Here is a 25,770-nt window from a genome sequence, read left to right on the forward strand (position 1 = left end):
AGTATCCACCATGACCCAATCATCGGGCCGGCCCTCGCCGGCCGAGACCATCACGCGCGCCATCATCGACCGGCTCGAGGCCGGTGTGCGTCCCTGGGTACGGCCCTGGCGATCATGCGCCGCGCAAGGGCGCCCGCTGCGCGCCAATGGCGAGCCCTATCGCGGCATGAACACCTTTTGGCTATGGCTGGCCGCCGAGCAGTGCGGCTATCGGTCCCGCTACTGGATGACCTATCGGCAAGCACAAAGCCTCGGCGGGCAGGTCCGTGCCGGTGAGCAGTCGCAATTTGCGATCTTCTACAAAGCCTATTCGAAGAAGGTCGATTCCTACGAACGTCCGGGTGAGCTCGTCGATGAGCAGCGCCGGGTCATGCGGTCCTATGCGGTCTTCAATGCCGATCAGATCGATACACTGCCGGGCGATTTCTATCCCGAAGCCCTCTCCCTCGTCCCGCCGGGCGACCGGCTCGGTCCGCGGGCGGAGCGCTTCGTCGATCGGCTGCCCGCGCGGCTGCGATGCGGCGGCGATCGTGCTTATTATGATCTGCGCGCGGACGTCATCACCATGCCGCCGGTCGAGCAATTCGACACGCGCGCCGCCTGGGCAGCCACCATTGCGCATGAGGCCGGCCACTGGACAGGCCATCCAGCCCGGCTTGCCCGATCGTTCGGGAAGCGCTTCGGCGATCAGGCATATGCGTTCGAGGAGTTGGTCGCCGAACTGACAGCAGCGCTGGTTGGCGCCGATGTGGGTCTCCCAACCACCCATCTCGACGACCACGCGGCTTATATCGGATCCTGGCTCGCCATTTTGCGCAAGGATAATCGCGCATTGCTGACGGCGGCTGCGCGAGCCGAGGAAGCCGCCGGGTTTCTGCTGCGGGCAACCGATCTCGCTTGCGAGGATGATCTGGACGAGCAGGCGGCTGCTTGATCTCGCCATGTCGCCGATTGCACTATATCCATATATCCGCTATCGTGGATATATGGATAACGAATCTGTCATCGTCGCGTTGGGCGCGCTTGCCCAAGCCACGCGCCTCGACGCCTTCCGCCTTCTGGTGCGTCACGAACCCGAAGGCCTTCCCGCCGGCGAGGTCGCCAAGGCGCTGGATGTCCCGCAGAACACGATGTCGGTGCATTTGGCGACCCTGGCGCGTGCCGGCCTGGTCACATCCGAGCGGCGCAGCCGGATCATCAACTACCGCGCCGATCTCGATGCGCTACGCTCCGTGATGCTGTTCCTCGTCAAGGACTGCTGTGGTGGCCGGGCCGAGCTCTGCCATCCACTTGCGGATGAACTGCTTGCCTGTCGTGCTGCCTGAAAGGACATCAACATGACGGATCGCCTGTTGAACGTACTGTTTCTTTGCACGGGCAATTCCGCCCGTTCCATCATGGCCGAGGCGATCCTCAGCCGTGAGGGGCTAGGCCGTTTCAAATCGTTCAGCGCCGGCAGCCAGCCCAAGGGCGAGGTCCATCCGTTCACCATTCATCTCTTGGAGAAGCTGAACTACGACGCAAGCCGGTTCCGCTCGAAGAGCTGGGAAGAGTTTTCCGGCCCCGATGCGCCGTCCTTGGATTTCGTGTTCACCGTTTGCGACAATGCCGCCAATGAGCTTTGCCCGGTTTGGCCGGGGCAGCCGCTGACCGCCAATTGGGGGGTGCCCGATCCGGCCGCTATCGAGGACAGCGAAACGGTGCAGCACGCGGCCTTCTTCGATACTTACAGGATGCTGTTCAATCGCATCTCGCTGTTCACCAACCTGCCGTTCGAAGGCCTCGACAAGATGAGTCTACAGAACCGGCTGAACCGGATCGGCAAGGAACAGGGCCGCGCCGACCTCCCAAGCGAAAAGGCACCCAGCGCATGAGCAATGCCGCAATCGATATCGTCATCTATCACAATCCCGAGTGTGGGACGTCGCGCAACACGCTGGCGATGATCCGCAACGCCGGGATCGAGCCGCATGTGATCGAATATCTCAAGACGCCGCCCAACCGCCCGCGCCTGGTTTCGCTCATCGCCCGCATGGGCATCAGCGCACGCCAGTTGCTCCGCGAGAAGGGCACGCCCTTCGCCGAGCTGGGTCTTGCCGATCCGACGCTCAGCGATGACCAGCTCATTGATGCGATGATCGAACATCCGATCCTCATCAACCGGCCAATCGTTGTGTCGCCGCTCGGCGTGAAACTCTGCCGTCCATCGGAAGAGGTGCTCGATCTTCTCCCGTCCGCCCAGCGCGGGGCTTTCACCAAGGAAGATGGCGAGCAGGTCATCGACGCCGCCGGCAAGAGGATCGGGGCGTGAACGCGACCGTTGCGGCACGACCCAAGCCGGCGATCAACAGCTTCGAACGCTATTTGAGCGTCTGGGTGGCGCTCTGCATCGCTGTCGGCATCGCGCTCGGCTATTCGCTGCCGAATCTGTTCGCAGCCATCGCATCGGCTGAGATCGCGCGCGTGAACCTGGTCGTGGCTGTGCTGATCTGGCTGATGATCGTCCCCATGCTGCTCAAGATCGACCTCGGCGCGTTGGGGTCGGTTCGTCAACACTGGAAGGGCGTCGGCGTCACCCTCTTCATCAACTGGGCGGTGAAGCCCTTTTCAATGGCGCTGCTCGGCACGCTGTTCCTGGGATGGCTCTTCCGGCCGCTGCTGCCGCAGGGCGAGATCAACGCCTATATCGCCGGGCTCATCCTGCTCGCCGCCGCCCCCTGCACGGCGATGGTGTTCGTCTGGTCGAACCTGTGCGACGGCGAGCCGACCTATACGCTGAGCCAGGTGGCGCTCAACGACGTGATCATGGTCTTCGCCTTCGCACCGCTGGTCGGACTGCTGCTCGGGGTCGCCTCGATCACAGTGCCCTGGGACACGCTGCTCATCTCGGTCCTGCTCTATATCGTCGTGCCCGTCATCGTCGCGCAGATCATTCGTCGGGCGTTGCTATCGTCAGGCGGGCAGCCGGCGCTCGATCGGCTGCTGGCAACGCTTGGGCCGGTGTCGCTGGTTGCGCTGCTGACGACGCTCGTCCTCCTGTTCGGCTTCCAGGGCCCGGCGATCCTGGCTCATCCGCTGGTCATCGCACTGATTGCCATTCCCATCCTCATCCAGGTCTACTTCAATGCGGGCCTGGCCTATTGGCTCAGCCGGCGCTTCGGCGTGGCCTGGTGCGTCGCCGCTCCGGCCGCGCTGATCGGCGCGTCCAATTTCTTCGAGCTCGCGGTTGCAGCCGCGATCAGCCTGTTCGGCCTCAATTCCGGGGCCGCGCTCGCGACCGTGGTGGGCGTGCTGGTCGAGGTGCCGGTAATGCTGTCTGTCGTCAGCATCGTCAAGAAGACGCGGCCCTGGTACGAGCAACGCGTTCCTGCATGATCGCTACACTGCTGGATTCCAGGTCGCTTTCCGACCTGATGGCGGAGCTGAGCGCGGCGGGTCTGCCTGCCAGTGATCTCGCCGAGGCGGGACGCCGCTTCTTTCGGTTCGAGGATGATGTTGGCCTTGTCGGCTATGGCGGGATCGAAGGCGACGGCTCCGACCGCCTGCTGCGCTCGCTGGTCGTGAAGGCCGATCGGCGCGGATGCGGATTGGGCGGTGCCATTCTCACGGCAGTCGAACGCGCTGCAGCTGATGAGGGCGCGACTAGCCTGTACCTGCTCACCACGACCGCCGAGCCTTTCTTTCGCCGTCACGGCTATGAAACAGCCGAACGGACCGACGTTCCTGCCGTCATCGCGCAATCGGCCGAGTTCCGATCGCTATGCCCGGCGAGCGCCGCCCTTTTGTACAAATGGATTGCCTGATGTCGCGTCTTCGTATCCTTCCCGAACCCGATCACATGCCCGCGCTGGACCGTGCAATGATCCGGCCCGATCTCGCCGCCGGGCTCGGCGCGCTTGAGCCGAAACCTCGCATCCTCCTCCTCTACGGCTCGCTGCGCGAGCGGTCGTTCAGTCGCTTCGCGGTCGAGGAAGCGGCCCGGCTGCTCATCCTCTTCGGCGCCGAAGTGCGGATCTTCGATCCGGCCGATCTCCCGCTCCCCGACCAGATCAAGGACGATGATCACCCGGCGGTGCATGAGCTTCGCGAGCATGCGCTTTGGTCCGAGGGCATGGTCTGGTGCAGTCCCGAACGGCACGGCCAGATCACCGGCATCATGAAAGCGCAGATCGACCATTTGCCGCTCGAATTCGGCGGCATGCGTCCGACCCAGGGCCGGACCCTGGCCGTCATGCAGGTTTCGGGCGGATCGCAGTCGTTCAACGCGGTCAACACGTTGCGGCTGCTCGGGCGGTGGATGCGCATGTTCACCATCCCCAACCAGTCGAGCATTGCTATGGCGTTCAAGGAGTTCGACGAGGACGGCCGTCTCAGTGCCTCAAGCTATTATGACCGGATCGTCGACGTCATGGAGGAGCTGGTGCGCTTCACGGTGCTGACACGTCGCCATGCCGATCAACTCGTGGACCGCTATTCGGAACGCAAGGCGGCAGCCGCCAAGCGCGACGCGGCCCAAGATCTGGCCTCACGGTCGAAGGCCTGACGGCCGGGCTCTTCCGATGCGACGCGCTTTCATGCCGTCCTGTGCGTATCGGGAGATCGGGTTGCGGGTGCCCTTCTTAAGGTCCTCTGCGTCATGAATGCCTGACGCGACAGCGCCTTCGCGCCTTTCGCCAGAGGATGCGGCACATGGGCCATCGCGCTGGCGGCGGCAACCCGAACGCTCCGGCCGTGTTGGCGCGCCGAGGCGCGCCTGCCCGCACCACCCGGACCTTATCGGGTTCCCCTTGGGCGTTGCCCGGCGGTGCCGCCGCCGCTTTTTCGATGGCCCGGAGGGTGCGCATCCGGCGGGAAGGCCGCCGGCCCTGCGACACGGAAAGGCAATCCCTCATGACCAGCTCCCTTTCAGCAGTGCTCCAAGCACTCGAACTCGGCCATCTCGACCTGATGGGCGACCAACGCTCGATGGAAGCGCCGCCGCCGGCCGAAGCGCTCGAACAGACCGTCAGCGCCATCTGGAGCGATCTCTTCGCGCTCTTCCCCTTCACCGCGCTCGAACGCGACATCGAGGATCTGGGCTGGGGCTTCGTCAATCTCTTCCACCGCGCGGCCGCCAAGAAGCATCAGCTGATCGACCGCCTGACCGACGAGATCCGGCTCCTGCTCGCCGAGCAGGACGGATCGGAGATCGCGACCGCTGATCTCGAGGACAAGATCGATCTCGCCCGCAAGGTCGAGCAGTCCGCCCAGGCCTATGAGGGGATGCGCGACACCGCGGCGCGCCACTATCTGCATGAGACCGGCCGCTCCTGGGTGCCCGCGACCGGCAACCGCATCTCGCTCGGCACGACCGCTGCGATCGTCGATGGCCGGGCCTATTTGCAGGCGCGGCGCGAGCGGGTGCGCGATGCCAATATGGTCCATGGCACGCCCGTGGTCTTCGCCGGCGGGCGCCTTCGCTTCGCCAGCGACGACGAGGCCAAGCAGTTTGCCGACAATCTGCTGCGGACCCTCAAGGCCGTGCGCGAACGTGTGGGCGACATGTATCTCGTCCATGGCGGCGACATGAAGGGCATCGAGCGTCTTGCAGCATCCTGGGCCGAGCAGAACGGCATCCAGCAGCTGCGGTTCGGCCTTGATCGCAAGCTTGGCGATCGTGCCGGCTTCCGGCGCAACGAGCAGATGCTCTCGGTCAAGCCGCGCTACGTCATTGCCTTCCAGGGCAACGGCGTCACCGAAAGGCTGGTGGTCGAGGCCAAGGCGCGCGGCATCCATGTCGTCGATCGCCGCGGACCGCTCGGAACGCCGCCGGCGGCTTTATCTCGCGGCTGACCGCCGTGCCGGCCGCTTCGGCGGCCGGCTTTTCTCAATCTCGCGGATTCCGGTGCCGGAGGGGAGGGGGCGGGGCGGATGCGTCCCTTGTTCCCTTCGGAGGTTCCGCATCATGTTCATGCCCGATCGCGCCAGTGCGTGCGCGCTCCTTGCCTTCCGCGCCGCGCATGGCCGCCACTGGAAGGCGAAGCTGCTGTCCTTATGGTCGACAGGCCGCGATGTGGACGAAGCCGATGGCGCTTACTTACGGCATCTTCGCAACCAGGCCGGTCCCTCCTGGCTCCGCCAGCTGACGCCGCGCCGCTGGCGCGCGATCGAAAGATTGGCGGCGCCCGGCGATCCGGTGCTTGCAGCCGTGTTTCTCGATCGAGCGCGCGAATTTCATCGCGGCGCGCAGATTGGCGCGCCTATTGCGCTTGCGCCGGCACTGCACTTGCTCGCGATCTCCTGCGAACTGGGTTTGAAGGCGCATCTTTTGGGTCATGGCTGGACGGACGATGCGCTGGCCCGCGATATCCGTCATGACCTTGTCCGCGCCCTCGACGAGGCGCGGCAGCTAGGCCTGCCGGCGCCCGGTCGTCCGCTGGCCGATTTCATCAAGAGCCTCGGCCCGGCCTATGCCGTGCATCGGATCGACGCGCTGGTGGCAGGTGGCTATGCCTGCGACATCGGCGCCGTGCTTTGCGAGACCGGGCAGCTCCTCGATGCCGTGGCGGCCTGCCTGAGGCCAGCCACGCCAGGCGCCGCCACCTTGCGTACCTCCTCTTCCCCCTCCGCGTGATCGTGCAACGGACGTCGTGTCGAGCCCGCGAGTGGCCATGCGAAGGATCTACAATCCCGTCCTGCGGCTCAAGGGACGGGCAGATAAGGCACGGGCGTAAGGTCCGCGAGATGCCGGACCGGCGTGCTCGGCAAAGCCGGCAATATCGGCGGTTTCGCTGGGTGGGCTCCGGTCATGGCCCAAGCGACGCACCGTCCTTCTCCTCATCTGACCCCTAAGCCGGCCGTCCGGCCCATCCAACCCGCAAGCCATCGGGCCGAGTTGCCGTGTGCCACGGCTGCCCGCACCACCCCTTGTCTCGGGGTTCCCCGGCGCTGCGCTGCCGGTGGATGGGCCGTCCTGTCCGCCTTGGCCGGGGATCAGTCGAAGGGACGGTCCCTTGGACCCACATCGAAGGAACTCAGGCCATGCAGAACCTCGTCATCCTCGCCGGCAATGTCGGTGGCACGCCGGAAACCCGCACCACCCAGGGCGGCACCCGCATTACCCATTTCAGCCTCGCCACCTCGCGCCCGAAGCGCGACAGCAACGGCAAGATCCTGCGCGACGACAACAATCGCCGCCTCGAGGACACCGAATGGCACCGGATCACCTGCTTCAACGGCGTCGGCAAGACGGTCGAGCAATATGTCGACAAGGGTATGAAGGTCATGGTCCGGGGCCGTATCCACTACACCCGCTGGACCGACAGCGAGAATATCGAACGCTACGGCGTCGAGATCATCGCCGACGAGGTGACCTTCCTCACCCGCGCCAAGTCCAACGAGAATAGCGGCGGCGGCAACGAGCCCGAAGACGATGAAATCCCCTTCTGAGCTCGGACAGGGCGGCCCGGCGGCATCGCCGCCGGGCCTCTTATCCTGTTCAGGCGCGGCATGGTCCCAAGCGGATCAGCGGGATCGGCATCGCCCCTTGGCATAGCGCTCCCAGCGCAGCACGGTGCCGGTCGCAATCATCGCGCAGCTGAGATCGCCGATGCCGGGCGCGTTGCACCAGGCGCCGGTCCGGTTGCCCTTGGCTTCGCCGGTCGAGACGCAGCGCATGGTGGGGCCAGCCACGCGAATATGCCCGGTGGATGTCTGGCCGCGCGGTCCGCCAAGCAGGCGCACCAACGCATCGCGGGCGGCCGGGCCACTTGCTCTCGGACAGGGCTGGCCGGGGCGGCAGCTGTTGTCGATCTCGCGCGCGGCAATGCCGGCGAGCCGCACATGGGCGCCCTCGCGGCACCAGATCGGGCCATCGCCATCCCAGACGCGCGTCGGTGTGCAGGCGAAGGTCTGATCATTGGGGACCACGGCGGCGGCAAGCAGGAGCGGGAACAGCATCCGGCGGGGCTAACCGACAAGCGGCGGCCTGTCATCCGGACCCGTTGGATGGAGCGGCAGGCAGGGCAAGGGGTGGGGCGCGACATCGGCGGGGACCTGGCCTCCTGGCCGGCGGGTTCGCCCGCTCTCAATCGGCGCGATCCTTGGTCCACCCGGTGACCTTTTGCGATCAACCCGCAAGGGGTCCGGTCGCTTCGCTACGGCTTTTTGGGCCTCCAGCCAAAAAAGTGATCGCGGCCACCGGCCGGACACATCGGGCGCCTGTCGAGCGGGACGAACCCGCCGGCGCGCAAAGGAGCCTCGACATGTTCACCGACATCGCAATCGCTCGCCGCCACGCCTTCAGCCTCTCGCGCAGCCTCATGATGGTCACCTTCGTCATCGCGATCGGGCAGCATTACGGGGTTATCACCGCCGAAGACGCCGACGGCAGCGTCGCCATCGTCACCGAATTCGATCCCTTTGCCTGACGGCTCGACCGGGAGCCGCTCGGCTCCCGGTTATTCCCCGCGCTTCGCTCGCGGCTTGCGCCGAAGACGAGAACCGATTGTTCAGATGCCGCGACTATGCTGCGATAATGACGATTGAGGCTGCGATAGCGAATGCCGGCGATGATGCCCTGTGGGCGCGCGTCACCCAGGAGGTGAACGCCTGGCGCGGTGCCTGTCTGCAATGCTTCGCCGCGGTGGAGGTGGCCGTTACCGAGACTTTGCTGCATCTGAGCGCTCAGCCGGGACGAGGACAGTCGGTGAAGCTACGGCATTTGGTCGGGCAACGGCTCGATGACCTTGCTGCACTCGTCAATGAGGGCGGCCCCTTTTCCGTGGAGGGAAAGGGTGTCGCGAGCCTGCTGGCGGAATTTCGGCACCAGGAAGGGCTGCGCACGATGCTCGCCCATGGCCAGGCGAAGCTGACAGTCGAACGGACCAGTCGATGGGCCGCCATCTTTCGTGTGATCGCGATCCGGGCACGGCAGGCTGATCGTTCGACGCTCGTGATCGAAGAGAACGAGGCGGCGGAGAGGCTTCAGCAGCTCCGTAAGGTATCGCAGAAATTGTGTTCTGCACTTGGCAATCTGCGACGGGCGGTTGCCGTCTGAAAGTCGGATTTCTCTGCATCTATGCGCTGAGAATGGCGGCTCCGGCGCGGCCGGACCGGGCTCTAGGCTTCGCCCTGAGCCTTGTGCCAAGTCTCAGCCCATTCGGGTGACGATCCCTGCCGTGACTGCTCGCACTTCTCAACCCTGCGCGCAAACTATGGCCCGGCCGGTCGCGCCGCGCGCTGGAGGGCAGTTGGCCAGGCCCGCACGCAGGTGCTCATCGTGCAGCAATATGTGCCAGGGACGGTCATGGCCCCGCGCCGCGAGATAATAGGCCGCGCCGTCGCAGCCGACCATGCGGCATCGGGCCTGCCGGTCGATGAGGCTGGCGCCTGCTCCATGGAGCCCGATCAGGGCATCGACATCCTCGCGCATCAACGCACCGCAGCGGCGGCATTGCGATCGGACGAGGATCTGGCGCAGCCGCATCGCCTGGAGTGACGCGGTCCAGGCCGGGGCAAGGCGGAAGAGAGTGGCGCTGCTCGTCATGATGGGCGGAGGATAGCGCCGGGCTCTCCGCGGAGCCAGAGAATCAGGACACCGCGATCATCTCTTCGCGATCCCGCCCGCCAAGACCTTCCTCCTGTCGGCTTGCCTGGCCGGCGCGCGCGCCCGCGCAAGCCCGCTTTGCGGGCTTCTCCACTGCCGTTGCGACCCTGCCGGTGCGCGGCCGCGCTCTGCCGCCGGCCCTTGGCACGCCTGTCGGAAGGCCCCGGCGGGCGGGGCCGGACAGATCAGGAGCGTTCTCATGTCCCAATCCTCCCCGAATGCGATGAGCCAGGCCGAGCGGATCGCCCGCGTCGCCGAACTCAATGACGCGCTTCGCCGGTCCATCCATAGCCCGGGCCGCAACCAGATCGTGATGACTGCGGGCGTTGCGGCGCTGATCGGCGACGTCGCCCTGTTCCGCGGCTTTCGCCGCCGCGCGGAGATCCTCCGGATCGTGCGCGACTATGACAGCTTCACGCCCGACAACGATCCGATCGACGAGCATGATTTCGGCCGCTTCGAGTTCGAGGATGCGATCCTCTACTGGAAGATCGACTATTACGATCTCGAGCTCGCCTATGGCTCGCCGGATGCCGCGAACCCCGAGGTCACGACGCGCGTGCTCACTATCCTGCTGGCCGACGAATATTGATCCGGCGCAGCCATCCCCCCGACCGGGGGGATGGCCCGCATAGTCTGCTTGAGCAGACTATGCGGGCAACGGACGCCGCATCCGCAAATGCGGGAGGGGAGGGCGCGGGTCCGAGATGTCGCGCGATTGCGCGTGGCCGGCGCCAGTGGCGCCGTTCGCTTGCCCGTTCACTGGCTCCAAGGAGACTTATCATGGCCGCATATTTCGCCGCGCATCCCGATCACGCGTTTCTCTTCGCGTTCGGCTGCTTCGCCCTCACCGTCTATCTGTTCCGCTATGCCGGTCCCGGCATTGGGGGTGGCGGCGACTGGTCCTCGCGCGATCATTATGAGCGCAACCTGCGCGATGGTCCTGACGACTATTGCTGAGGTGCCGCGGTCATGAAGACGATCGTCGTCAGCCTGCTCAAGGGCGGGGTCGGCAAGACCTTCCTCGCCAGTCATCTCGCCTGGTATCTTGCTGAACCGCCTGAGCGCCGCGTCGCCTTCGTCGATCTCGACCCGCAGGGCAGCTCGACGCGGCGCCTGGGCGCCGAGCGGCAAGGCGGATTTTCCGCCGACCTGTTCGATCCTGCCGCTGCCCTGTGCGCCGACGGGCAGGCCGGGCTAACCGTGCTCGGTGCCGATCCCCGTCTCCAGATGGTCAAGGCGGCGCAGGATGTGCGCGACTTCATCGGCCGCTTCCCGGCGCTCCGCCCGCATTTCGACTATTGCGTTATCGATACCGGTCCCAAGTGGGACGAGCTCACCTTGAGCGCGATGGCGGTCGCCGATGCCGTGATCGCGCCGGTGCAGGTTGCCGAGGATTCGGTCGAATGCGCCAAGATGCTGCTGACCGCGCTGCGCAAGGCCGAGGCCGCGCGCGCCGGCCGCAAGATCGCTTTCCTCGGGCTCCTCCCCTCGATGGTCAATCCGTTCGACCGGCGCGAGATGGAGAATGCGGTGAAGCTGGCGCATGCGGTCGGCGAGAAGCTCATGTTCCCGGCCTTCATCAAGGCGCGGCCGACCTACAAGCATGCCGCGGAAAATCATCGTCCGGTATGGCAGGAGACCGGCAGCGGCGCCAAGGCGGCGGCCGAGGAGATCCGCGCGGTGCTCGCCGAGATCGAGGGGCGCATGACAAGCCAGGAGGTCGCGGCCGCCTGATGGGCAAGTTCGACGAGCGCATCGAGGAGTTCGGACTTCTTGTCGGCGACCATGAACGGGCGCGCCGGGTCGAGGATATCGAACTTGCGCGCATCCTGCCCGACCCCGGCAATCCCCGGCGCAGCTTCGACGATGACGCGCTCGCCGAGCTGGCCGCCTCGATCGCGTCGCGCGGCGTGCTGCAGCCGATCACGGTTACGCCGCCCGACGCGAACGGCATGCACCGGATACGTCTGGGCGAGCGCCGCTTCCGCGCATCGCAGCTGGCGGGCCTTGCCACGATCCCCGCGATCGTCGTGCCGGTCGGCGAGGGAGTGCAACTGCTGGCCGACCAGATCGTCGAGAACGACCAGCGCGCCAATCTGTCGTCGGTCGAGCTCGCCCATGCGATCGCCCGGATGCTGAAGGGCGGGATGAACCAGGTCGAGATCGCGGCGGCACTCGGCCGATCCAAGCAGTTCGTCTCGCTCTATGCCGCCTATGGCGACATGCCGGCCTATCTCAAGGCGGCCCTGCCGTTTGCGCCTATTCGCCTTCTCTATGATCTGCACCGGACGGCGAGGGACTACCCTGCCGAGGTCGAGGCCTATGTCGCCAGCTGGGGCGACGCCGGCGCAACGCTCGCCGCAGGATCGCGCTTCATCGCCGAACTCAAGCAGACGCACCCGGCGCCGGTCCCTCCGCGGGCGCCTGTGGCACAGCCATTGGCCCCCACCGACCGCGATCCGGTTCGATCGGGCCTCACGGACAAACCCTCCGCGCCGATCCGATCTCCTAGACTACCGGTCTTGGTCGACGGCTTCCCTGCGTGGCTCCCGCTGGCGCCTTTGGTCACGGTGATTTTCGAGGATGGCCGCGAGCGTGAAGTCGCTGCCTCGTCGATCGGTCCGACCGGCGAGAGAAGCGAGGCCTTGCCAACAACTGACCCGCCTCCTCCGCGTTCGTAGTTTATCTTGCACGATGGTTTGGGCCGTACCCTTCGGGGTGCGGCCCTTTTCGTGTCGATGGGCGGGGGCAGCGCCGAAGGCGCCGCCCCTTGCTGCGGACGATCGGTGTTCGAGAGGGGTTCGCTGGCCGAAGAACAATAGTCTGCCCAAGCAGACTATAAGATGAGTTGAGTAAAGGTAAGGGCCGGATAGGCTTGGCGCCGGGGATGTATGACAATAGCGTTGGGGACATGCCCGTCCTCACCTTTCGGCTCGACGATGATGTCGCCCAGCGTTTCGCCGCGCTCGCGGCGGTATCGGGCGGCCGCTCGGCGCTGCTGCGCCGCTTGATCGGTGACGCCTTGGCCATGGAGGCGGGGGAGGGGCATCAGGCGCCGCGCGCCCGCCAGCGCGCAACCTGCCGGGTCGAGGTTCGGCTGATCCCGGAAGAGATCGCCGCGCTCGACCGCGCGGCGGATGTGCTGGGGATGAAGCGTACCGACTGGATCACCACGTTGCTGGCGCGGCGCTTGCGCGCAAACGCGCCCTTGCCGCGCGAGGAGCGGGCGGCCGTCGCGCAGGCGTGGCGCGAGCTCAATCGGATCGGGATCAACCTCAACCAGGCGACCCGCGCGCTCAACGCCTCGGTGATGGTCGAATCCGGCCTCGACGTCGCGCGGGAAGCGGCCAGGGTCGCAAGCTTTAGGTCCGAGATCGTCGATGCGCTCGCCGGTCTCGGGGCCGCGCTCAAGGGCGATCTTCGCTACTGGGACATGGCCGATGCGTGAGGAGGAGGGGGTTCTCCCGCTTCCCAGCCTGATGGAGGCCTGGCGGCCGCCGGCAGGCGGCAAGCGGACCCTGCGCGGCGCCTATGTTCGGATCAAACCGGGCGGAAGCGGGGGCGGGGCCGCCCGGCCGATGTCGATGGGCCAGGCCGAGGCGCGCGCCAAGCTCGAGCGGATCGTGCGCAAGGCGCCCGAGGTGATGGTGAAGGTCTCCGGCAAGCAATATGGCGCTCATCATGTCGCCGAGCATTTCGGCTATGTGGCGCGCCACGGGAAGCTCGCCGTCCGATCGAGCGAGGGCGAGATTATCACCGAGCCGGATCGGCTCAAGGCGATCGCTCAGGACTGGGCGATGCTCGACGAGGCCATGAACGAACATGGCCGGGAACGGCCGACGTCGATGTCGCTGGTGCTGTCGATGCCCGGGGGATCGACCGACGCCGAGACGCTCCATGATGCGGCGCAGGCATTCGCGCGAATCCTGTTCGAGGGGAACCATGCCTATATGCTGGCGCTCCATACCGACACCGATCATCCCCACGTCCATCTGACGGTGGCGACCGAAGGGGCGGACGGAACCCGCTTCAATCCGCGCAAGGCGGATCTCCATCATATGCGTGAGACCTTCGCGCATGAGCTGCGCGCGCGCGGTGTCGCGGCGGAAGCGACACCCCGGCGGGCGCGCGGTCATGTCCAGAAGCGCGTGCGGTCAGCCGCGCTCCATCTCGATGCCCGGCTTGGGGCCGAGGGGCGCAGGCTCAATCTCGCGCAGCTCAACGAACTGCGGGCGCAAAGCTTCGTGCGTGCGGCCGACCAGGAGCGCCGGCCGGAAGATGTCATGGCGCTGGCGCGCCAGAAGCAGATCCGCGGCGCCTATGCCAAGGCCGCCGTCGCGCTCGCCGCCACCGGAAAACCGGAAGATCGGGCCTTGGGGCAGGAAATCGCCGGCTTTCTGGCGGCGATGCCGCCGGCGGTGTCGCGGCGGCTCGCGCGCGCACGGGAGATACTGCAATCCGAACGGCCGCCGCAGGAGCGCCGAAACGAGCCGGAGGGCGTTTCGCCGCCCACAGGTGCGGACGAGGGGCGGCCACCGCCTCACCGGGATCGGGAACGATGATGGCCGGCGCTCCCGCGGGCGGCTTGCCTACCTTGCCTGTGTGGCCTTGGCATCCTATCTGGATGCGATGCCAAAATATCTTGGAAAATAGCGAATTTAGGCGCTGATACGCGCTTCTAGCTTGTTAGAAAAAAGCGTGCTATTATCTAACAGATAGGAGCACAGCCAGTGTCTGCGGTAGCCGATCGGATCATGAAGCGCGTGCGCGGCAAGGGCCGCGGCTGGGTGTTCACGCCCAAGAGCTTCGTCGACTTCGGGACGCGTGGGTCGGTCGACATGGCGCTGTCGCGCCTCGTGACCGCCGGCGACATCCGGCGCATCGGCCGGGGTCTTTATGACTATCCGCGCCAGCATGACAAGCTCGGTGCGCTCAGTCCCGATCCCGCCAATGTCGCCAAGGCCCTCTCGACGCAGAGCGGGGACAAGCTCGCACCGTCGGGCGCGGCGGCGGCGAACAGGCTCGGGCTATCGACCCAGGTTCCCGCCCGGGCCAGCTATGCCACGACCGGCCGCACCCGGGTCAGGCAAGCGGGCGGGCGCAGCCTGACGCTCAAGCACAGCCGCGCACCGGTGCTCGACAATGCGCCGGACTCGGTCAACGCGGTCGTGCAGGCGCTCGCGCATCTGGGGAAGGACAATATCGATAGCGACAAGATCCGGCACTTCGCCGCCCGCCTCGATGATCGCGACATGCGGATGCTCGCCCAGGCCAGGGCCGAGATGCCCGGATGGATGGGCGACGTCGTCTTAAAGATCGGCGCCGCCCGCAATGGATGAGTTCGCACGCAGACCAGCCGAGGATCGGCGCGCCTTTATCGATGAAGCGGCGGCGCGGCGGGATCTGACGCCGATCATCATCGAGAAGGATTTCTGGGTCTGCTGGACGCTACGCCGCCTCGTCATGTGTCCCGACCTCGCCGGTCACATGACCTTCAAGGGCGGGACCTCGCTGTCGAAAGCCTATGGGATCATCGCGCGCTTCTCCGAAGATATCGACCTCACCATCAGCCGCGCGGCGCCGCTGCTCAGCGAAGTCGCCTCGCCGATGGACAGCGACATTACCGGCAAGGAGCGCGAGCGCCGGACCAAGGCGCTCAAGGCGGCGGCACAGGCTTATGTCGCCACGGTCGCCATGCCGATCCTGGCGCGCGAAATCGAAGTCGCTCTCGGCACGGCCGAGGGCTGGAGCCTGGCGCTCGATCCCGACGACAAGGACCAGCAGACGCTGCTCTTCGTCTATCCGCGCACCTCGGGTTACGGGCTCGCCTATGGCGAGAATTACGGCGGCGCGGATGAAAGCGGTTACATCAAGCCGCGCATCAAGCTGGAATTTGGCGCCCGCGGCGACACGGAACCGTTCGCGCTTCGACCGATCTTGCCCTATCTGGCCGAAGACTTTCCCGAGGAACTGCCGGATCCGGTGACCGAGGTGCCGACGCTGGCCGTTGCGCGGACCTTCTGGGAAAAGGTCACGATCCTTCATGCGCTCCATCATAACGGCAAGCTGCGCGAGGGCATGTCGCGCCATTATTATGACGTGCTGATGCTCGACCAGGCGGGCATCACGAACGAGGCGATGGGGCGGATCGATCTGCTCGAGCAGGTCGTGCACAACAAGAGCCTGATGTTCGCGGACAGGTCGGCCTCCTATGACACCGCCGTGGTTGGAACGCTGCGCCTGTCGCCCGATGGCGCGACTTGGGAGAAGCTTGAGCGGGACTATGGCGCGATGTCGGAGATGTTCATGGCCGCGCCGCCGAAATTCGAGGCGTTGATGAAGGGTCTGGCGGCGATCGAGGGGACGATCAACGGGCGTTGATGCCGGAGACCGCGAATGAGCAAGTAATCTAAGTATTTGAAATAGAACGATAAAAGACTGATAATATATCTTATGTTAAATTGCCGGAGTCTGAGCCTCAGTAGTGGGGTGCCCACGTTCGACGGCTGCCAGCTTTCACCAGCCTGAGATCAATTCTCGCGCGTCGCTTTTGCCATTGCGATAGCAGCTTCAAACCGCTTCCTCGTAGGCTCCCGCAATCGAGCCAAGCTGAAAGTCCGTGCAAAATGGGCAAGGACATCGGCTTCCGCTTTGCCTCTTCGGACAAGAGGCAAAGCTAGGCTCGCGAGTTCAATGAGAGGAATGTCTCGGTGAGATCGCCAATCTGATCGGGCCGGTCGATACGCAACCAACTGGCCAGTATCCATCGTTTCGTGGAACACCACGTTCCGGCCATCTTCTTGCACCGATGAATGACGATCGGAAATTGCCTGTGTAACGATATCCTGAATAATCCGGCCTGCCCGCTCCTTTTTGTGAGCGCGGGCGATCCTTTCAATCAGGATGTCTTCATACATTGGCGCCTCGGCCTGAAGTGTGGCGTCGATCAGCCTTTCAAGTCTTGGCTTATACTCTGGCTGATAGATCTGTTCGACCTCTTCCAATGGAACAACCAGAGAGGCGATTTGGTATTCGGTGCCGATTTCGATTGCAGGAGGCGAATAACTTTTCTCGCCATCCTCGGGGCTGGAGGGGCGGACCACGGCGGCTTTGTCGACGGGCCCTGCCATATCGTCATCAGACAGGACATGCAGGCCGCGCCCTGCGCTCTTGACCAAGCCCTTTGAATGAAGCGAATTTCCACGAGAAGGGGAAAGGGCATTGTTTACCAGTTCTTCCCACTTTTCCTCGCCCGGGCGAAAGTTGGCGGGTGCCCGATCTGCGTCGGACAGAGCCAAGACGTCCACCAGCGCCTTCTTTAACTCACCATTGGACCAAACGCGTTTATCAGACATCAGATTGAGAATGGCGTTCTGAACCTGTGACTCGGTGACACGCGTCAAGTTCACATTGGAATCGGGCGCTTCGGCGACGCTGAGGACATCCGTTTTTTGAGCTGGCTCCGGCCAAGCATCAGCGGTTGCACCGCCATCAGCCGGTGATTGCTCTGCCGCAGGTGTAGACTCGGTGTCATCAGGCGAAGGAAGCCGCCAACTACGCAATTCCGTATGACGGCTTATCCATTCTTCGCCATCGTTGACCGGTTCAATTCCTCGCGCGGCCAGAAATGCGGCAACTTCATCAACTACGACCTGCCGATTGCGAACGAAACGCGAGGCAAAACAACGCCAGATCGTCCAACCGGCACGCTCAAGGATACGCTGGCGCATCATGTCATCCGGCCATTTGTCGGGCCCGTGGTAGCGATCCCCGTCGCATTCGATGGCAATGCGCTGGTCGTTGTCACCCTCGACCACGAGATCGATTCTGAAGTTTCCGACACGGACCTGAGTGTTGACCCGGAAGCCGCGTTCACAAAGCAAGTCGAACATTTCTCGCTCGAAGTCGGATTCGCACCGATCGCGCCGATCCTTCAGGTCGGAAGTTTCGGCTGGGTAGGGGCATCGAAAATGTTCCAGGAGGGATCGACGCAGTTGATCGCTCGTGCGCAGCTGATCCAGCTCAACCGAGCGAACAAGGTAGGTTCGATCTCGAGCCCGTGACAAGGCGACGTTGAAGCGCTGCTCATATCGATTGCCCGAAAGCGGGCTATCCTCCCGCTGCGCCACCAACGAGACGAACATGACGTCCCGTTCATCACCCTGGAAAGCGGTCGGATCACCAACCCGAATTGTGTGGCGCTCCATCACCTCAGTTCCGAGGCGCTGTTCGATCTCCTTATAAATGTGCGCGGCCTGGTTCTGACCCAGCAATGTGGTGACGCCGATCGTTCGCTTCGACATCCTTTCGTCTTCCGCGATCGCCGCGATCTCGGAGACGATGAATTCCGCCTCGGGAACATTCACGTCTCCCTTGCGGAAGCCGTCCTCCACAAAAACGTCAATCAAAGGCGGATCCAGGCGTTCGGACGCCATCGGCAACCGCAGCGGCGTCAGCCGATGGCCGTAGAACTGGCCCTTTGAGAATTCGATGATCGGAGCGACGCAGCGGAAATGCTCCGTCAACATTATGGCGCCGCCGGCGAAAACGACCTTGCCGAGGTCGTATAGGGACTGCTCTTCCCGCAAGCAGGAACGATAATCCGCCACTTGGGCCGCGAGGTGCCTGCTGGCGAGCTCATCAGCGCGGGCCTGATCGCGCCCAACGAGCTCGGGGCTTACCTGCTTGTCATCGCCCACGATGAGGATTTTCTGTGCGCGTAACAATGCCGGAAGAGCTGCCACGGTTGATTGTGACGCTTCATCCACGATGACGACGTCAAACAGACCAAGATCGGCCGGCAAGGACTCCGACACCCGGTAGTGTGGCATGATCCAACAAGGCAGAGCCCCCTTGGCGCGATCGGATGCAGCTCGTGCCTCCCGACGATATCGCCCTGCCCGTTTGCCGGTGCCTTTGCCGATCCTGCGAACCGCATCCGCATAGGCCGCCAAAGCAGCCTTCACGCCGTCGGTAGCCTTCCGGCTTAGCTCGAGCCAGGTCCGCAATTCGATCGAACGTTCGTAGGCGCCCTTAAGCAGGGCCTCCTTTTCGGCTCTCTCAGTGCCAAGTTCCTGCAAACGGGCATGACGATCAATGCGTGCAAGCCAAGTGCTAAGTCGCCTGAGCTTCCAGCGTTTGACCCAATCACCCGGGGTGAGGCTATCCTCCATGCCTTCGACCGGTTCGGAACGGAGCGTCTCTGCCCAACGAGAGCCGCCCGATGCCGAAATGGCTGTGCAAACGGTCTGAATCGTTTCGAACGCCTCTGAAAGACCTTCGATGTGAGCAAGCCTGAGGGTCAGGTCTTGCCATTCCGAATGGAAGGCCTCGTTAGAGACATCCGGGTTGCCCAAAGCGCGCACTGCATAGTCCTGCAACTCGCGGGCAATGTCGCCACCAGCCGATGCTAGGGAAGCGATCAATCTGGAGCGTATGGCTTCGGCGCTCTCGAGCCGGTATTTCAACCGGTGCGTCTCGACCACTTCACACAGCTTGCCGGCGGACGGGCTACCCTCTGATACTGACAGAGCCCAGCCGGCAATGATCTCCCGCGCCCGGCCATCGACAAGCTGCTGTTGGGAGACAAGCGCGCCGACGGTCTCGAGGTGTTGTTGTTGTGCGCGCATGCGCTTGGCAATCGCGATGCCATCCTGATCGATCTGGTCGCCCACGCCCAGCAAAACGAGATGGTTCCAGGCTTGGCGAAGCTTGCGCGAGCGTTTGATACCGTCGATGAACCGTTGAATCTCGAGCCATTCGTCCGCGTTTCGCGGCGCCTCGCCAAGCAACGTAACCTGCGCCAGCTTTGCCTTGACCTTCCCGGCGAAGAGACCACCCACAAAACCTAATGCCGCCTTGCCTTCGCAAAGCCTCTGCAAGGCCTCAAGCAGCTTTTCATCGTCGAGCGCGTCATCTGGCACATTGATGGGCCGGGTTAGGAAGTGGCTCCCTTCTAAGATAAGGTGGTCGATGTCTGGCTGGAGACGAGCAATCGCCGCCAACATCTCTTGGTCCTCGCCGCTCCTAGCGTCGCGAATGGCGTCCGCCGTCCACGTATATGGTGCTGAGGCCACTTTCGTATCCAGGACGCCAAGCTCATCCAGCTCATGCGCCAGGCCGGCCAATTGAGCTTCGGCTTCCGCTTCCGATATTCGAAGGTTCGGCAATGTACCTGCGGCGATCTGTCGGCGCAATTCTTCGGCCCGCGAGAGATCGCGGTGAACGGGCAGCAGGCCGTCAATGGAAGGCAGGCTGGCCAATTCCGGGATGGGAACGCCCAGATAGCCGATGTCCTGTCCAACCTTCCGTCGCGCCTGCCTGAGCGCCACGATGTCGCTATCGTCGAAACGGGGAGCGTTTTCTGGATCGGCATCAACATCATCCGGCAACCAATTTGCCAGTTCAGGTTCGACCACTACCATCCGTGCAGCCCGCACGGGTTCGATCGTTTCTCCGTCCAGCACGACGGGTGACACTGCCGTTCGTCCGATCGCATCGACTTCATTATCAATTCGGGCGAGGCTGCGGTGCAGGTTGTCGATCTGATGATCGAGGTCAGATATCTGTCGTTCAAGCTCGTGGCGGCGCAGCCGCTGGAGCTTCTCGGCAATGATGTCGACCGATTCCTGAAACTGCTTCAGGCCGTCGCGGTCGCTGTCGAGTAGGCTCACCGCAAGCGGTCGCACCGCCTCAGGCAGCTTGTCGCGCAGGACACGCAACGCGGGTGCCTTTTGTGAGGTGACAAGCACCCGCTTGCCCAGCGCAAGGTAATGGCTGATGATGTTGGCGATCGTGTGCGTCTTGCCGGTGCCCGGCGGCCCCTGGACCACAACGCCCGGACGCACTTCGAGCCGTTGCACCACCTCGACCTGCTCGCGATTGAACGGTTTGGGGAAGAACAGATCCCTACCCGAGCCGTCTGATGAGGTGACGCCGGGAATGGTCGATATACCACGGAACTGCGGGTATTCGGGTTCTTCGATCGTATCGGACGGCTCGACCAATAGGGCGGCAACGGCGGCAGGTAGATTGGGGGCCTCCGCGCCGTCCAGTAGGGCCGCCCGGAAGCGCCGGAGATCTTCCATCAGCTGCGTCGCGCGCCGTTCGCGCTGAAAGAAGGCGAACGCGGTGCTGACCTGTAAATGCGTCTCGACTGAGGGTATCCGCCGCGCCCCGGCCGGATTAGCATCCGGCACATATATGCCATCTGGATCGAACAGGGCCGAGGCCTGGCGCAACACGGGCTCGAAGCTCTCGGGTGCGAAGGGCGAGAGCGCTACCTCGTCCAGTGCCGCCAGGAATCTTTCCGAGGCCGTGCGCCATTGGTCCAGCGCGTGCAGGCCCATCCGGTCGAGCGGATCAATCTCAAGGCCTGGATCTGCCTCAAGGCGTGGACGCGCTTCGATGCAATGGGTTTGCTCATCGAGTGAGAGCTCCAAGGTCATCGACAGCAGAGGGTAACGCAAACGCTGGCCGTTGCGGATCAGCGTTGCAAAGCCAATGCCGCATACCAGTTCGAGCGGAACGTCGCTGACACCTTCCAACTGCTGGCGCAGCATATAAAGGGCGTTGTACAGCTTGATGGTTTCGCGGCGGGGCTTTTCGCGTTCTGCCCATATTCTCCATGCCCCTTCTAGCCAGGTATGGAAGGCCGCCTCAACACTGTCTCGACGCTCATAATCGGACAAGGCGATGTGTTGCGGCGCTTCTTCCGCGTCAAGCAATTCGAGCTCGACAAGGCCGGCTGTGGCGATTTCCACCTTGAGTGACGGTATCGCTGCTACATCGTCGCGCAGGGATAGCCAGAGCGCCAGTTCCTGGTTCGGTGGCGCTGGCGGCGCGATCTTGGCGAGCCGTTCAACGCGCAACCAGACGGGATCATCCCCAGACCCCTGATCGAGCGACACGCCAGGCAGTCCGGCAACCTCATCTTCCGTCGCGACAAAGCCGCGATGACTGCGATAATCGAGTTCGACCTTCAGTCGATCGCGCTCGGTGGCCTCCACATAGTCGATCAGGCTTATCAAACGAGCATGCGCGGCCGTCAGCTCCGGTCCTTTCGCTGCGCGGGTGGCCATCACTTCATTTCCAACTTGCAAATCATCTTGCTCTTCTGACGAGAAGTCCTGAAAATTCTGCATATGGGAGTCGATGCGCTCGACAATTGAGCGCGCCAAGGGGTGACGGAAGCTGTGCAGTTCGCCTCTTATGAGGCCCAGACGCTCGTGATCATCGTAATGGAAATCGACAAGGTCTTCGATGGCGCGAAGATTGTCTTCAATTGCCATGGCGGCAGGCAGCCCCAAAGCCTGCATGGCAGCTATGATATCAAATCCGTTCATGGCGTCGCAGGCCCTTCCGGATTGAACCGGAAAAAGCAGGCGTGGATATCAATTACCCGCATCGAGTGTAGGTTTGTGATAATTGAAAGCCCCCCAACAAGATACCGTTATCGATTTCCAATCGTGTTCATTTGCCGTAACGTGCCACAATGTCGTGTATTTGGTTAAGATTGAAGGCGACATCCCAAGACCACTCGCCAAACCCACCGCTCGAATTTACCGCTTGAACCCACTCATCCAAGGCCTCTCGTTTGGCCTTATTCTGCTCGCTATCCGTTCCCTTGATCTCCAAGGCGAGCGTCTTTCCATTCGCCAGCCGGACGATGAAATCGGGAATGTATCGGCGGCGGGATCCCTGCCAGAGATAGTGTATCTGAAAACCAAGGTGATCGTTCTTGGCATAGGCAATTACGTCGTCGCGGCTTTCAAATACGTTTGCGGCATACTGCTCCCAAGCGGAGTCCCCTACGACATGGCTGATGTGTGACTTGCCAGTCGGCATGTTTGGCTTGGTCGTGTACCACGCGCGCATCTGGCCGGTGCTGCCAATGGGGTTCTCTTCATCGAATACCGGCGTCAACGCCGTGGTGTTCTGCTCGGTCACGAACCGGAGCACGTGCCGCACGATCAGGTCGATATTGAGCGCGATCAAAATGCGGCGGCGAACCGCATCGCTATGGAATAGCGACGGGATATCGATCTTGTCAGAGCGTAGGAAGGTTTCGACCAGCCGAATAAGCTGGAAGACGAGGTACTCCTCGTTGCCCTGGAAGTTAGTCTTGAGCTCGGCAAACGCCTTGCGCGCCGCCACGAATGTCAGCCGCTGAACACGGAACTCCTCCGGCAGAAGTGACAAATCGATGGCCGTTACCTTGCTCATGTCGGCTGCCCCGCCGAGCGCGGGAGCGATCTCGGCGCTAATGACGGTGGCAACCGGATCGAGCATCAACGGCTCGACCTTGGCCCAATCGACGGTGAGTTCCGGTTTCACGACGGACTCGATGCGAAGCACGTTCGGCCAACGCAGTTCCAAAGAAGCCCGGTCGGGCACCACGTCAATCTGAGTGCTGGGCTTGGGCGGCGGCGGGGCTTCCCCGCCCTCTCCCGGCTCGTAGATCGAAAGCGGCACGCCGAACACGTTCACATATTCAGGAAGGAACAGCCCGTCATCGTCCTTGTCATAACCGACACGCCGTAGGCCGCGGCCGATGACCTGTTCGCACAGCAGCTGTGATGTAAAGGCGCGCAGGCCCATGATGTGGGTGACATTCTTCGCGTCCCACCCCTCGGACAGCATGGCTACCGAAATGACCTTCTGGAGATTTTGGCCAGCACCGCCGCGCTTGCCGACATTATCAACGATCTCCCGCAGCAATTCTTCTTTCTTCATTCCCCGAAGCTGCTCCTTCCGTGTCTCCGGGATGGCAGCTTCGTCGATCACTTGCTCTAGCCGGGCCTCGTAGCCCTTGTCGGCCCCGGCAGTTTCCCCGACCTCGGCCTTCTCCATGACGCGGGAGTCCACCCGCAAGGTCTTGCCAGGGGCCTGAAGCTCCGGCCAGTGGCAATCGCCCTGATTGAAGAATTGCTCGATGCGCGCAGCCGTTTCGGTCCGGTTGCACACAGTGAGCATGACGGGCGGGGAATGGTGCTTGCTGTCCGCCCACTGCTTGGCTGTCGCGCGCCAGTCGGCACCAAGGATCGTATAGGCGTCCTTGACCAGCTTCGGCAGCGCCTCATGAGGTTCGGCCTTACGGTTCAGATCCTCTGCGACCGCCGGATCGCGATAGATGTGGTAGAGCTTGGAGCGCAACGTCTTGGCATCGGGCATAGCATCGTCCCGCACCACGACACGCGGCGTTTTCACCAGCCCCGCTTCAATCGCATCGTTAAGGCCAAAGTCGGAAACGATCCAATCGAATAGCGCGGTGTCGGTGCTGGCCTTGCCGGTCGGCGCGAAGGGCGTGGCGGACAGGTCGAAGCACCGCTGAATGCGGCGGGTCTTGTGCAGGCGGTCCAGCCCCTCGATCCAGCGAGTGGCCTCGTCAAGATCGATCCCGGCCTCTTCCGCCTGCTTCTTGCTGATCTTCACCTCAGCTGGCTTGCGATAGGCGTGGTGTGCCTCGTCATTGATGACGACGATATCCTTGAAGGCAGCGAGTTTGCCCAGGACGCGGCGGGTAAATGCCTCGTCGGTCTCTGCGCCCTTCTTGACGACCGAGCGTTTGGGTTCGGTGGCTGGCATTAGCGTGTGCCAGTTTTCGATCAGGACTTCGGCCTGATTCAGCTTTTGGCGCAGCGCTTCGGACGGGCACAGATTGAACTCGTCGTAGTAGCTGCCGGCGCTGGGGATCAGCACTTGGAGTCGCCCCTTCACCGTTAGCAGGCCGTTGACGAAGTCGGCGGTGGCTGATTCAGTGCGGCAGTGGGATTGTCTGGCGGGTTAGCGGCGATGGCGATGGGGCGTGATAGCGAGGTCCAGTCCGATTTGATCGTGACGTGGGCGGAGATACCGCGTTCACCGGGGCATGTTTTCTACGACAAGCTCCAGAAGCTGCTGGCCGAGGCGGGCTTCGATGGCTTTGTCGAGAAGACGTGCAAGCCCTATTATGCGCCGCGGATGGGAGCCCCGTCGCTGCCGCCGGGCCGCTATTTCCGCATGCTGCTGATCGGCTATTTCGAGGGCATCGACAGCGAACGCGGGATTGTCTGGCGCTGTTCGGATTCGCTGTCGCTGCGGGAGTTCCTGCGACTGTCGAGCCGCGACAAGGTCCCTGATCATAGCTGGTTGTCGAAGACGCGGAGCCGCCTGCCGCACGAGGTACATGACCAGATCTTCGGCTGGGTACTGGCCCTCGTCGCCGGGCACGATCTGGTGAAAGGCGAGCGGATCGGCGTCGATGGCTCGACCATGGAGGCGAACGCCGCGCTGCGTACCATCGTGCGGCGTGACAATGGCGAGACCTACCGCGAGATGCTGGTGCGCATGGCGCAAGAGAGCGGCATCGACACGCCGACGATCGACGACCTTGTCCGGCTCGATCGCAAACGCAAGGGCAAGAAGCTGTCGAATGCGGACTGGGCGAGCAAGACCGATCCCGACGCGAAGGTCGCGCGGATGAAGAACGGCTCGACGCGTCTGGCCTACAAGCCCGAACACGCGGTCGATCTCGACACGGGTGTTATCGTGGCAGCGCCGATCCACCCGGCCGACAAGGGCGACACGACAACGCTCGACGCCACGCTGGAGACGGCAGCACGCAACCTCGCCGACATTGGCCTGGCGCCGACGTCCGGGGATCCCTGCGATCTTGTGACCGATAAAGGCTATCATTCGCGCGAGCTCCTCAAGGGTCTCGACGGCGACATCTGGAAGACGCGCATCGCCGAGCCGGCACCGCCGAATGGATATCTGCGCTGGCACGGCGACGAGGCTGCCCAGAAGGCCGTCTACGCCAATCGGTCTCGCCTGAAATCCGCCGTCGGACGCAAGGCGATGCGCAAGCGTGGTGAGATGGTCGAGCGTAGCTTTGCCCACGTCCTGGATCGCGGCGGCATGCGCCGCGCGTGGCTGCGCGGGCGCGAGAATGTTCACAAGCGTTATTTGATCCACGTCGCCGGGTTCAATCTTGGCATTCTCATGCGCGCCCTGTTCGGTTGCGGCACTCCGAGGGGCGCCAGGGGCGCATCCAAGGCATTCTTGTTCGTAGTTCAGACCGATGTTGCGCTCGTCATCGCCCTCGTCGCCGAGTTCGACGGAGAAAGGGCCATGCTCCTCATCGTTTTTACCCCTGAAGGCGCTGACAGACCCGGCTGAAAACCGACTTCGTCACCGCGCTG

At 63.5% G+C, this 25,770-nt stretch carries 25 protein-coding genes; 21 read left to right on the forward strand and 4 right to left on the reverse strand.

Features of this window, described 5'->3' with window-relative positions; all coding sequences use genetic code 11:
• Positions 1-10: 10 nt before the first annotated feature.
• The 10 genes from M529_RS46495 (at position 11) to M529_RS46535 (ending at position 7,428) form a co-directional block, all read left to right on the forward strand.
• A complete protein-coding gene (locus M529_RS46495; RefSeq protein ID WP_007688077.1) occupies positions 11-934 on the forward strand; it encodes an ArdC family protein in 924 nt (307 codons plus the stop codon).
• A gap of 52 nt (positions 935-986) precedes the next feature.
• Positions 987-1,325, forward strand: coding sequence for an ArsR/SmtB family transcription factor (locus M529_RS46500; protein WP_013849891.1), 339 nt, complete (start codon positions 987-989; stop codon positions 1,323-1,325).
• A 12-nt stretch (positions 1,326-1,337) separates the two neighbouring features.
• Entirely contained in the window at positions 1,338-1,874 is a 537-nt protein-coding gene (locus M529_RS46505; RefSeq protein WP_007688074.1) for an arsenate reductase ArsC, read from the forward strand.
• Complete coding sequence (gene arsC / locus M529_RS46510) at positions 1,871-2,311, forward strand: arsenate reductase (glutaredoxin) (RefSeq protein WP_007688073.1); 441 nt, start codon at positions 1,871-1,873, stop codon at positions 2,309-2,311. The genes M529_RS46505 and arsC overlap by 4 nt, the downstream gene beginning before the upstream one ends.
• The gene (gene arsB / locus M529_RS46515) at positions 2,308-3,375 is read left to right on the forward strand and encodes an ACR3 family arsenite efflux transporter (RefSeq protein ID WP_007688072.1); all 1,068 of its coding nucleotides are present in this window, start codon (positions 2,308-2,310) and stop codon (positions 3,373-3,375) included. The genes arsC and arsB overlap by 4 nt, the downstream gene beginning before the upstream one ends.
• Entirely contained in the window at positions 3,372-3,803 is a 432-nt protein-coding gene (arsN2, locus tag M529_RS46520; RefSeq protein WP_007688071.1) for an arsenic resistance N-acetyltransferase ArsN2, read from the forward strand. The genes arsB and arsN2 overlap by 4 nt, the downstream gene beginning before the upstream one ends.
• On the forward strand, positions 3,803-4,543 hold the full coding sequence (gene arsH / locus M529_RS46525; protein ID WP_007688070.1) for an arsenical resistance protein ArsH: 741 nt from the start codon (positions 3,803-3,805) through the stop codon (positions 4,541-4,543). Before arsN2 ends, arsH begins: the two co-directional genes overlap by 1 nt.
• A gap of 347 nt (positions 4,544-4,890) precedes the next feature.
• Positions 4,891-5,832, forward strand: coding sequence for a DUF2493 domain-containing protein (locus tag M529_RS46530; protein ID WP_007688069.1), 942 nt, complete (start codon positions 4,891-4,893; stop codon positions 5,830-5,832).
• 112 nt (positions 5,833-5,944) lie between these two features.
• Positions 5,945-6,613 carry a hypothetical protein gene (locus M529_RS0125280; RefSeq protein ID WP_007688068.1) on the forward strand — a complete coding sequence of 223 codons (669 nt, stop codon included), beginning with the start codon at positions 5,945-5,947 and terminating at the stop codon, positions 6,611-6,613.
• Positions 6,614-7,020: 407 nt separating this feature from the next.
• Positions 7,021-7,428 (forward strand): single-stranded DNA-binding protein, encoded by a 408-nt coding sequence (locus M529_RS46535; RefSeq protein ID WP_007688067.1) that lies wholly within the window; start codon positions 7,021-7,023, stop codon positions 7,426-7,428.
• 75 nt (positions 7,429-7,503) lie between these two features.
• Here M529_RS46535 and M529_RS46540 read toward each other — a convergent pair whose 3' ends face one another.
• A complete protein-coding gene (locus M529_RS46540; protein WP_007688066.1) occupies positions 7,504-7,938 on the reverse strand; it encodes a thermonuclease family protein in 435 nt (144 codons plus the stop codon).
• Between the two features lie 227 nt (positions 7,939-8,165).
• Here M529_RS46540 and M529_RS46545 point away from each other — a divergent pair, with 227 nt between their 5' ends.
• Both M529_RS46545 and M529_RS46550 read left to right on the forward strand, forming a co-directional pair.
• Positions 8,166-8,408 carry a hypothetical protein gene (locus tag M529_RS46545; protein WP_009823947.1) on the forward strand — a complete coding sequence of 81 codons (243 nt, stop codon included), beginning with the start codon at positions 8,166-8,168 and terminating at the stop codon, positions 8,406-8,408.
• Between the two features lie 107 nt (positions 8,409-8,515).
• Positions 8,516-9,037, forward strand: a complete 522-nt coding sequence (locus M529_RS46550) for a hypothetical protein (RefSeq protein WP_031295760.1) — start codon at positions 8,516-8,518, stop codon at positions 9,035-9,037.
• A gap of 138 nt (positions 9,038-9,175) precedes the next feature.
• On the opposite strand, the gene M529_RS50090 is transcribed toward M529_RS46550, so the two are convergent.
• Positions 9,176-9,526: a hypothetical protein gene (locus M529_RS50090; protein WP_066564291.1), complete on the reverse strand. Its 351-nt coding sequence runs from the start codon at positions 9,524-9,526 to the stop codon at positions 9,176-9,178.
• A gap of 259 nt (positions 9,527-9,785) precedes the next feature.
• Between M529_RS50090 and M529_RS46560 the strand changes: the two genes are divergently transcribed.
• The 8 genes from M529_RS46560 to M529_RS46590 all read left to right on the forward strand — a co-directional run bounded on the left by M529_RS46560 (position 9,786) and on the right by M529_RS46590 (position 15,970).
• The gene (locus M529_RS46560) at positions 9,786-10,178 is read left to right on the forward strand and encodes a DUF3768 domain-containing protein (RefSeq protein ID WP_007688057.1); all 393 of its coding nucleotides are present in this window, start codon (positions 9,786-9,788) and stop codon (positions 10,176-10,178) included.
• Between the two features lie 191 nt (positions 10,179-10,369).
• Entirely contained in the window at positions 10,370-10,546 is a 177-nt protein-coding gene (locus tag M529_RS50045) for a hypothetical protein (protein WP_007688055.1), read from the forward strand.
• Positions 10,547-10,558: 12 nt separating this feature from the next.
• Complete coding sequence (locus M529_RS46565) at positions 10,559-11,323, forward strand: ParA family protein (protein WP_007688046.1); 765 nt, start codon at positions 10,559-10,561, stop codon at positions 11,321-11,323.
• Positions 11,323-12,270, forward strand: coding sequence for a ParB/RepB/Spo0J family partition protein (locus M529_RS46570; protein WP_007688045.1), 948 nt, complete (start codon positions 11,323-11,325; stop codon positions 12,268-12,270). The genes M529_RS46565 and M529_RS46570 overlap by 1 nt, the downstream gene beginning before the upstream one ends.
• 230 nt (positions 12,271-12,500) lie before the next feature.
• Positions 12,501-13,037 carry a plasmid mobilization protein gene (locus tag M529_RS46575; protein ID WP_031295761.1) on the forward strand — a complete coding sequence of 179 codons (537 nt, stop codon included), beginning with the start codon at positions 12,501-12,503 and terminating at the stop codon, positions 13,035-13,037.
• Entirely contained in the window at positions 13,030-14,151 is a 1,122-nt protein-coding gene (locus M529_RS46580) for a relaxase/mobilization nuclease domain-containing protein (protein WP_031295762.1), read from the forward strand. The genes M529_RS46575 and M529_RS46580 overlap by 8 nt, the downstream gene beginning before the upstream one ends.
• Before the next feature lie 168 nt (positions 14,152-14,319).
• Positions 14,320-14,928, forward strand: coding sequence for a DUF6088 family protein (locus tag M529_RS46585; protein ID WP_007688042.1), 609 nt, complete (start codon positions 14,320-14,322; stop codon positions 14,926-14,928).
• The gene (locus tag M529_RS46590) at positions 14,921-15,970 is read left to right on the forward strand and encodes a nucleotidyl transferase AbiEii/AbiGii toxin family protein (RefSeq protein ID WP_007688041.1); all 1,050 of its coding nucleotides are present in this window, start codon (positions 14,921-14,923) and stop codon (positions 15,968-15,970) included. Before M529_RS46585 ends, M529_RS46590 begins: the two co-directional genes overlap by 8 nt.
• Before the next feature lie 149 nt (positions 15,971-16,119).
• On the opposite strand, the gene M529_RS0125285 is transcribed toward M529_RS46590, so the two are convergent.
• Entirely contained in the window at positions 16,120-21,933 is a 5,814-nt protein-coding gene (locus M529_RS0125285; RefSeq protein WP_021320029.1) for a DUF3320 domain-containing protein, read from the reverse strand.
• 127 nt (positions 21,934-22,060) lie between these two features.
• Positions 22,061-24,289, reverse strand: a complete 2,229-nt coding sequence (locus M529_RS46595) for a BPTD_3080 family restriction endonuclease (protein WP_021320030.1) — start codon at positions 24,287-24,289, stop codon at positions 22,061-22,063.
• A 93-nt stretch (positions 24,290-24,382) separates the two neighbouring features.
• Between M529_RS46595 and M529_RS46600 the strand changes: the two genes are divergently transcribed.
• Complete coding sequence (locus M529_RS46600; RefSeq protein ID WP_013039168.1) at positions 24,383-25,747, forward strand: transposase; 1,365 nt, start codon at positions 24,383-24,385, stop codon at positions 25,745-25,747.
• The last annotated feature ends 23 nt before the right edge of the window (positions 25,748-25,770 follow it).

The sequence above is a fragment of the Sphingobium ummariense RL-3 genome (assembly GCF_000447205.1).
Lineage (GTDB): Bacteria > Pseudomonadota > Alphaproteobacteria > Sphingomonadales > Sphingomonadaceae > Sphingobium > Sphingobium ummariense.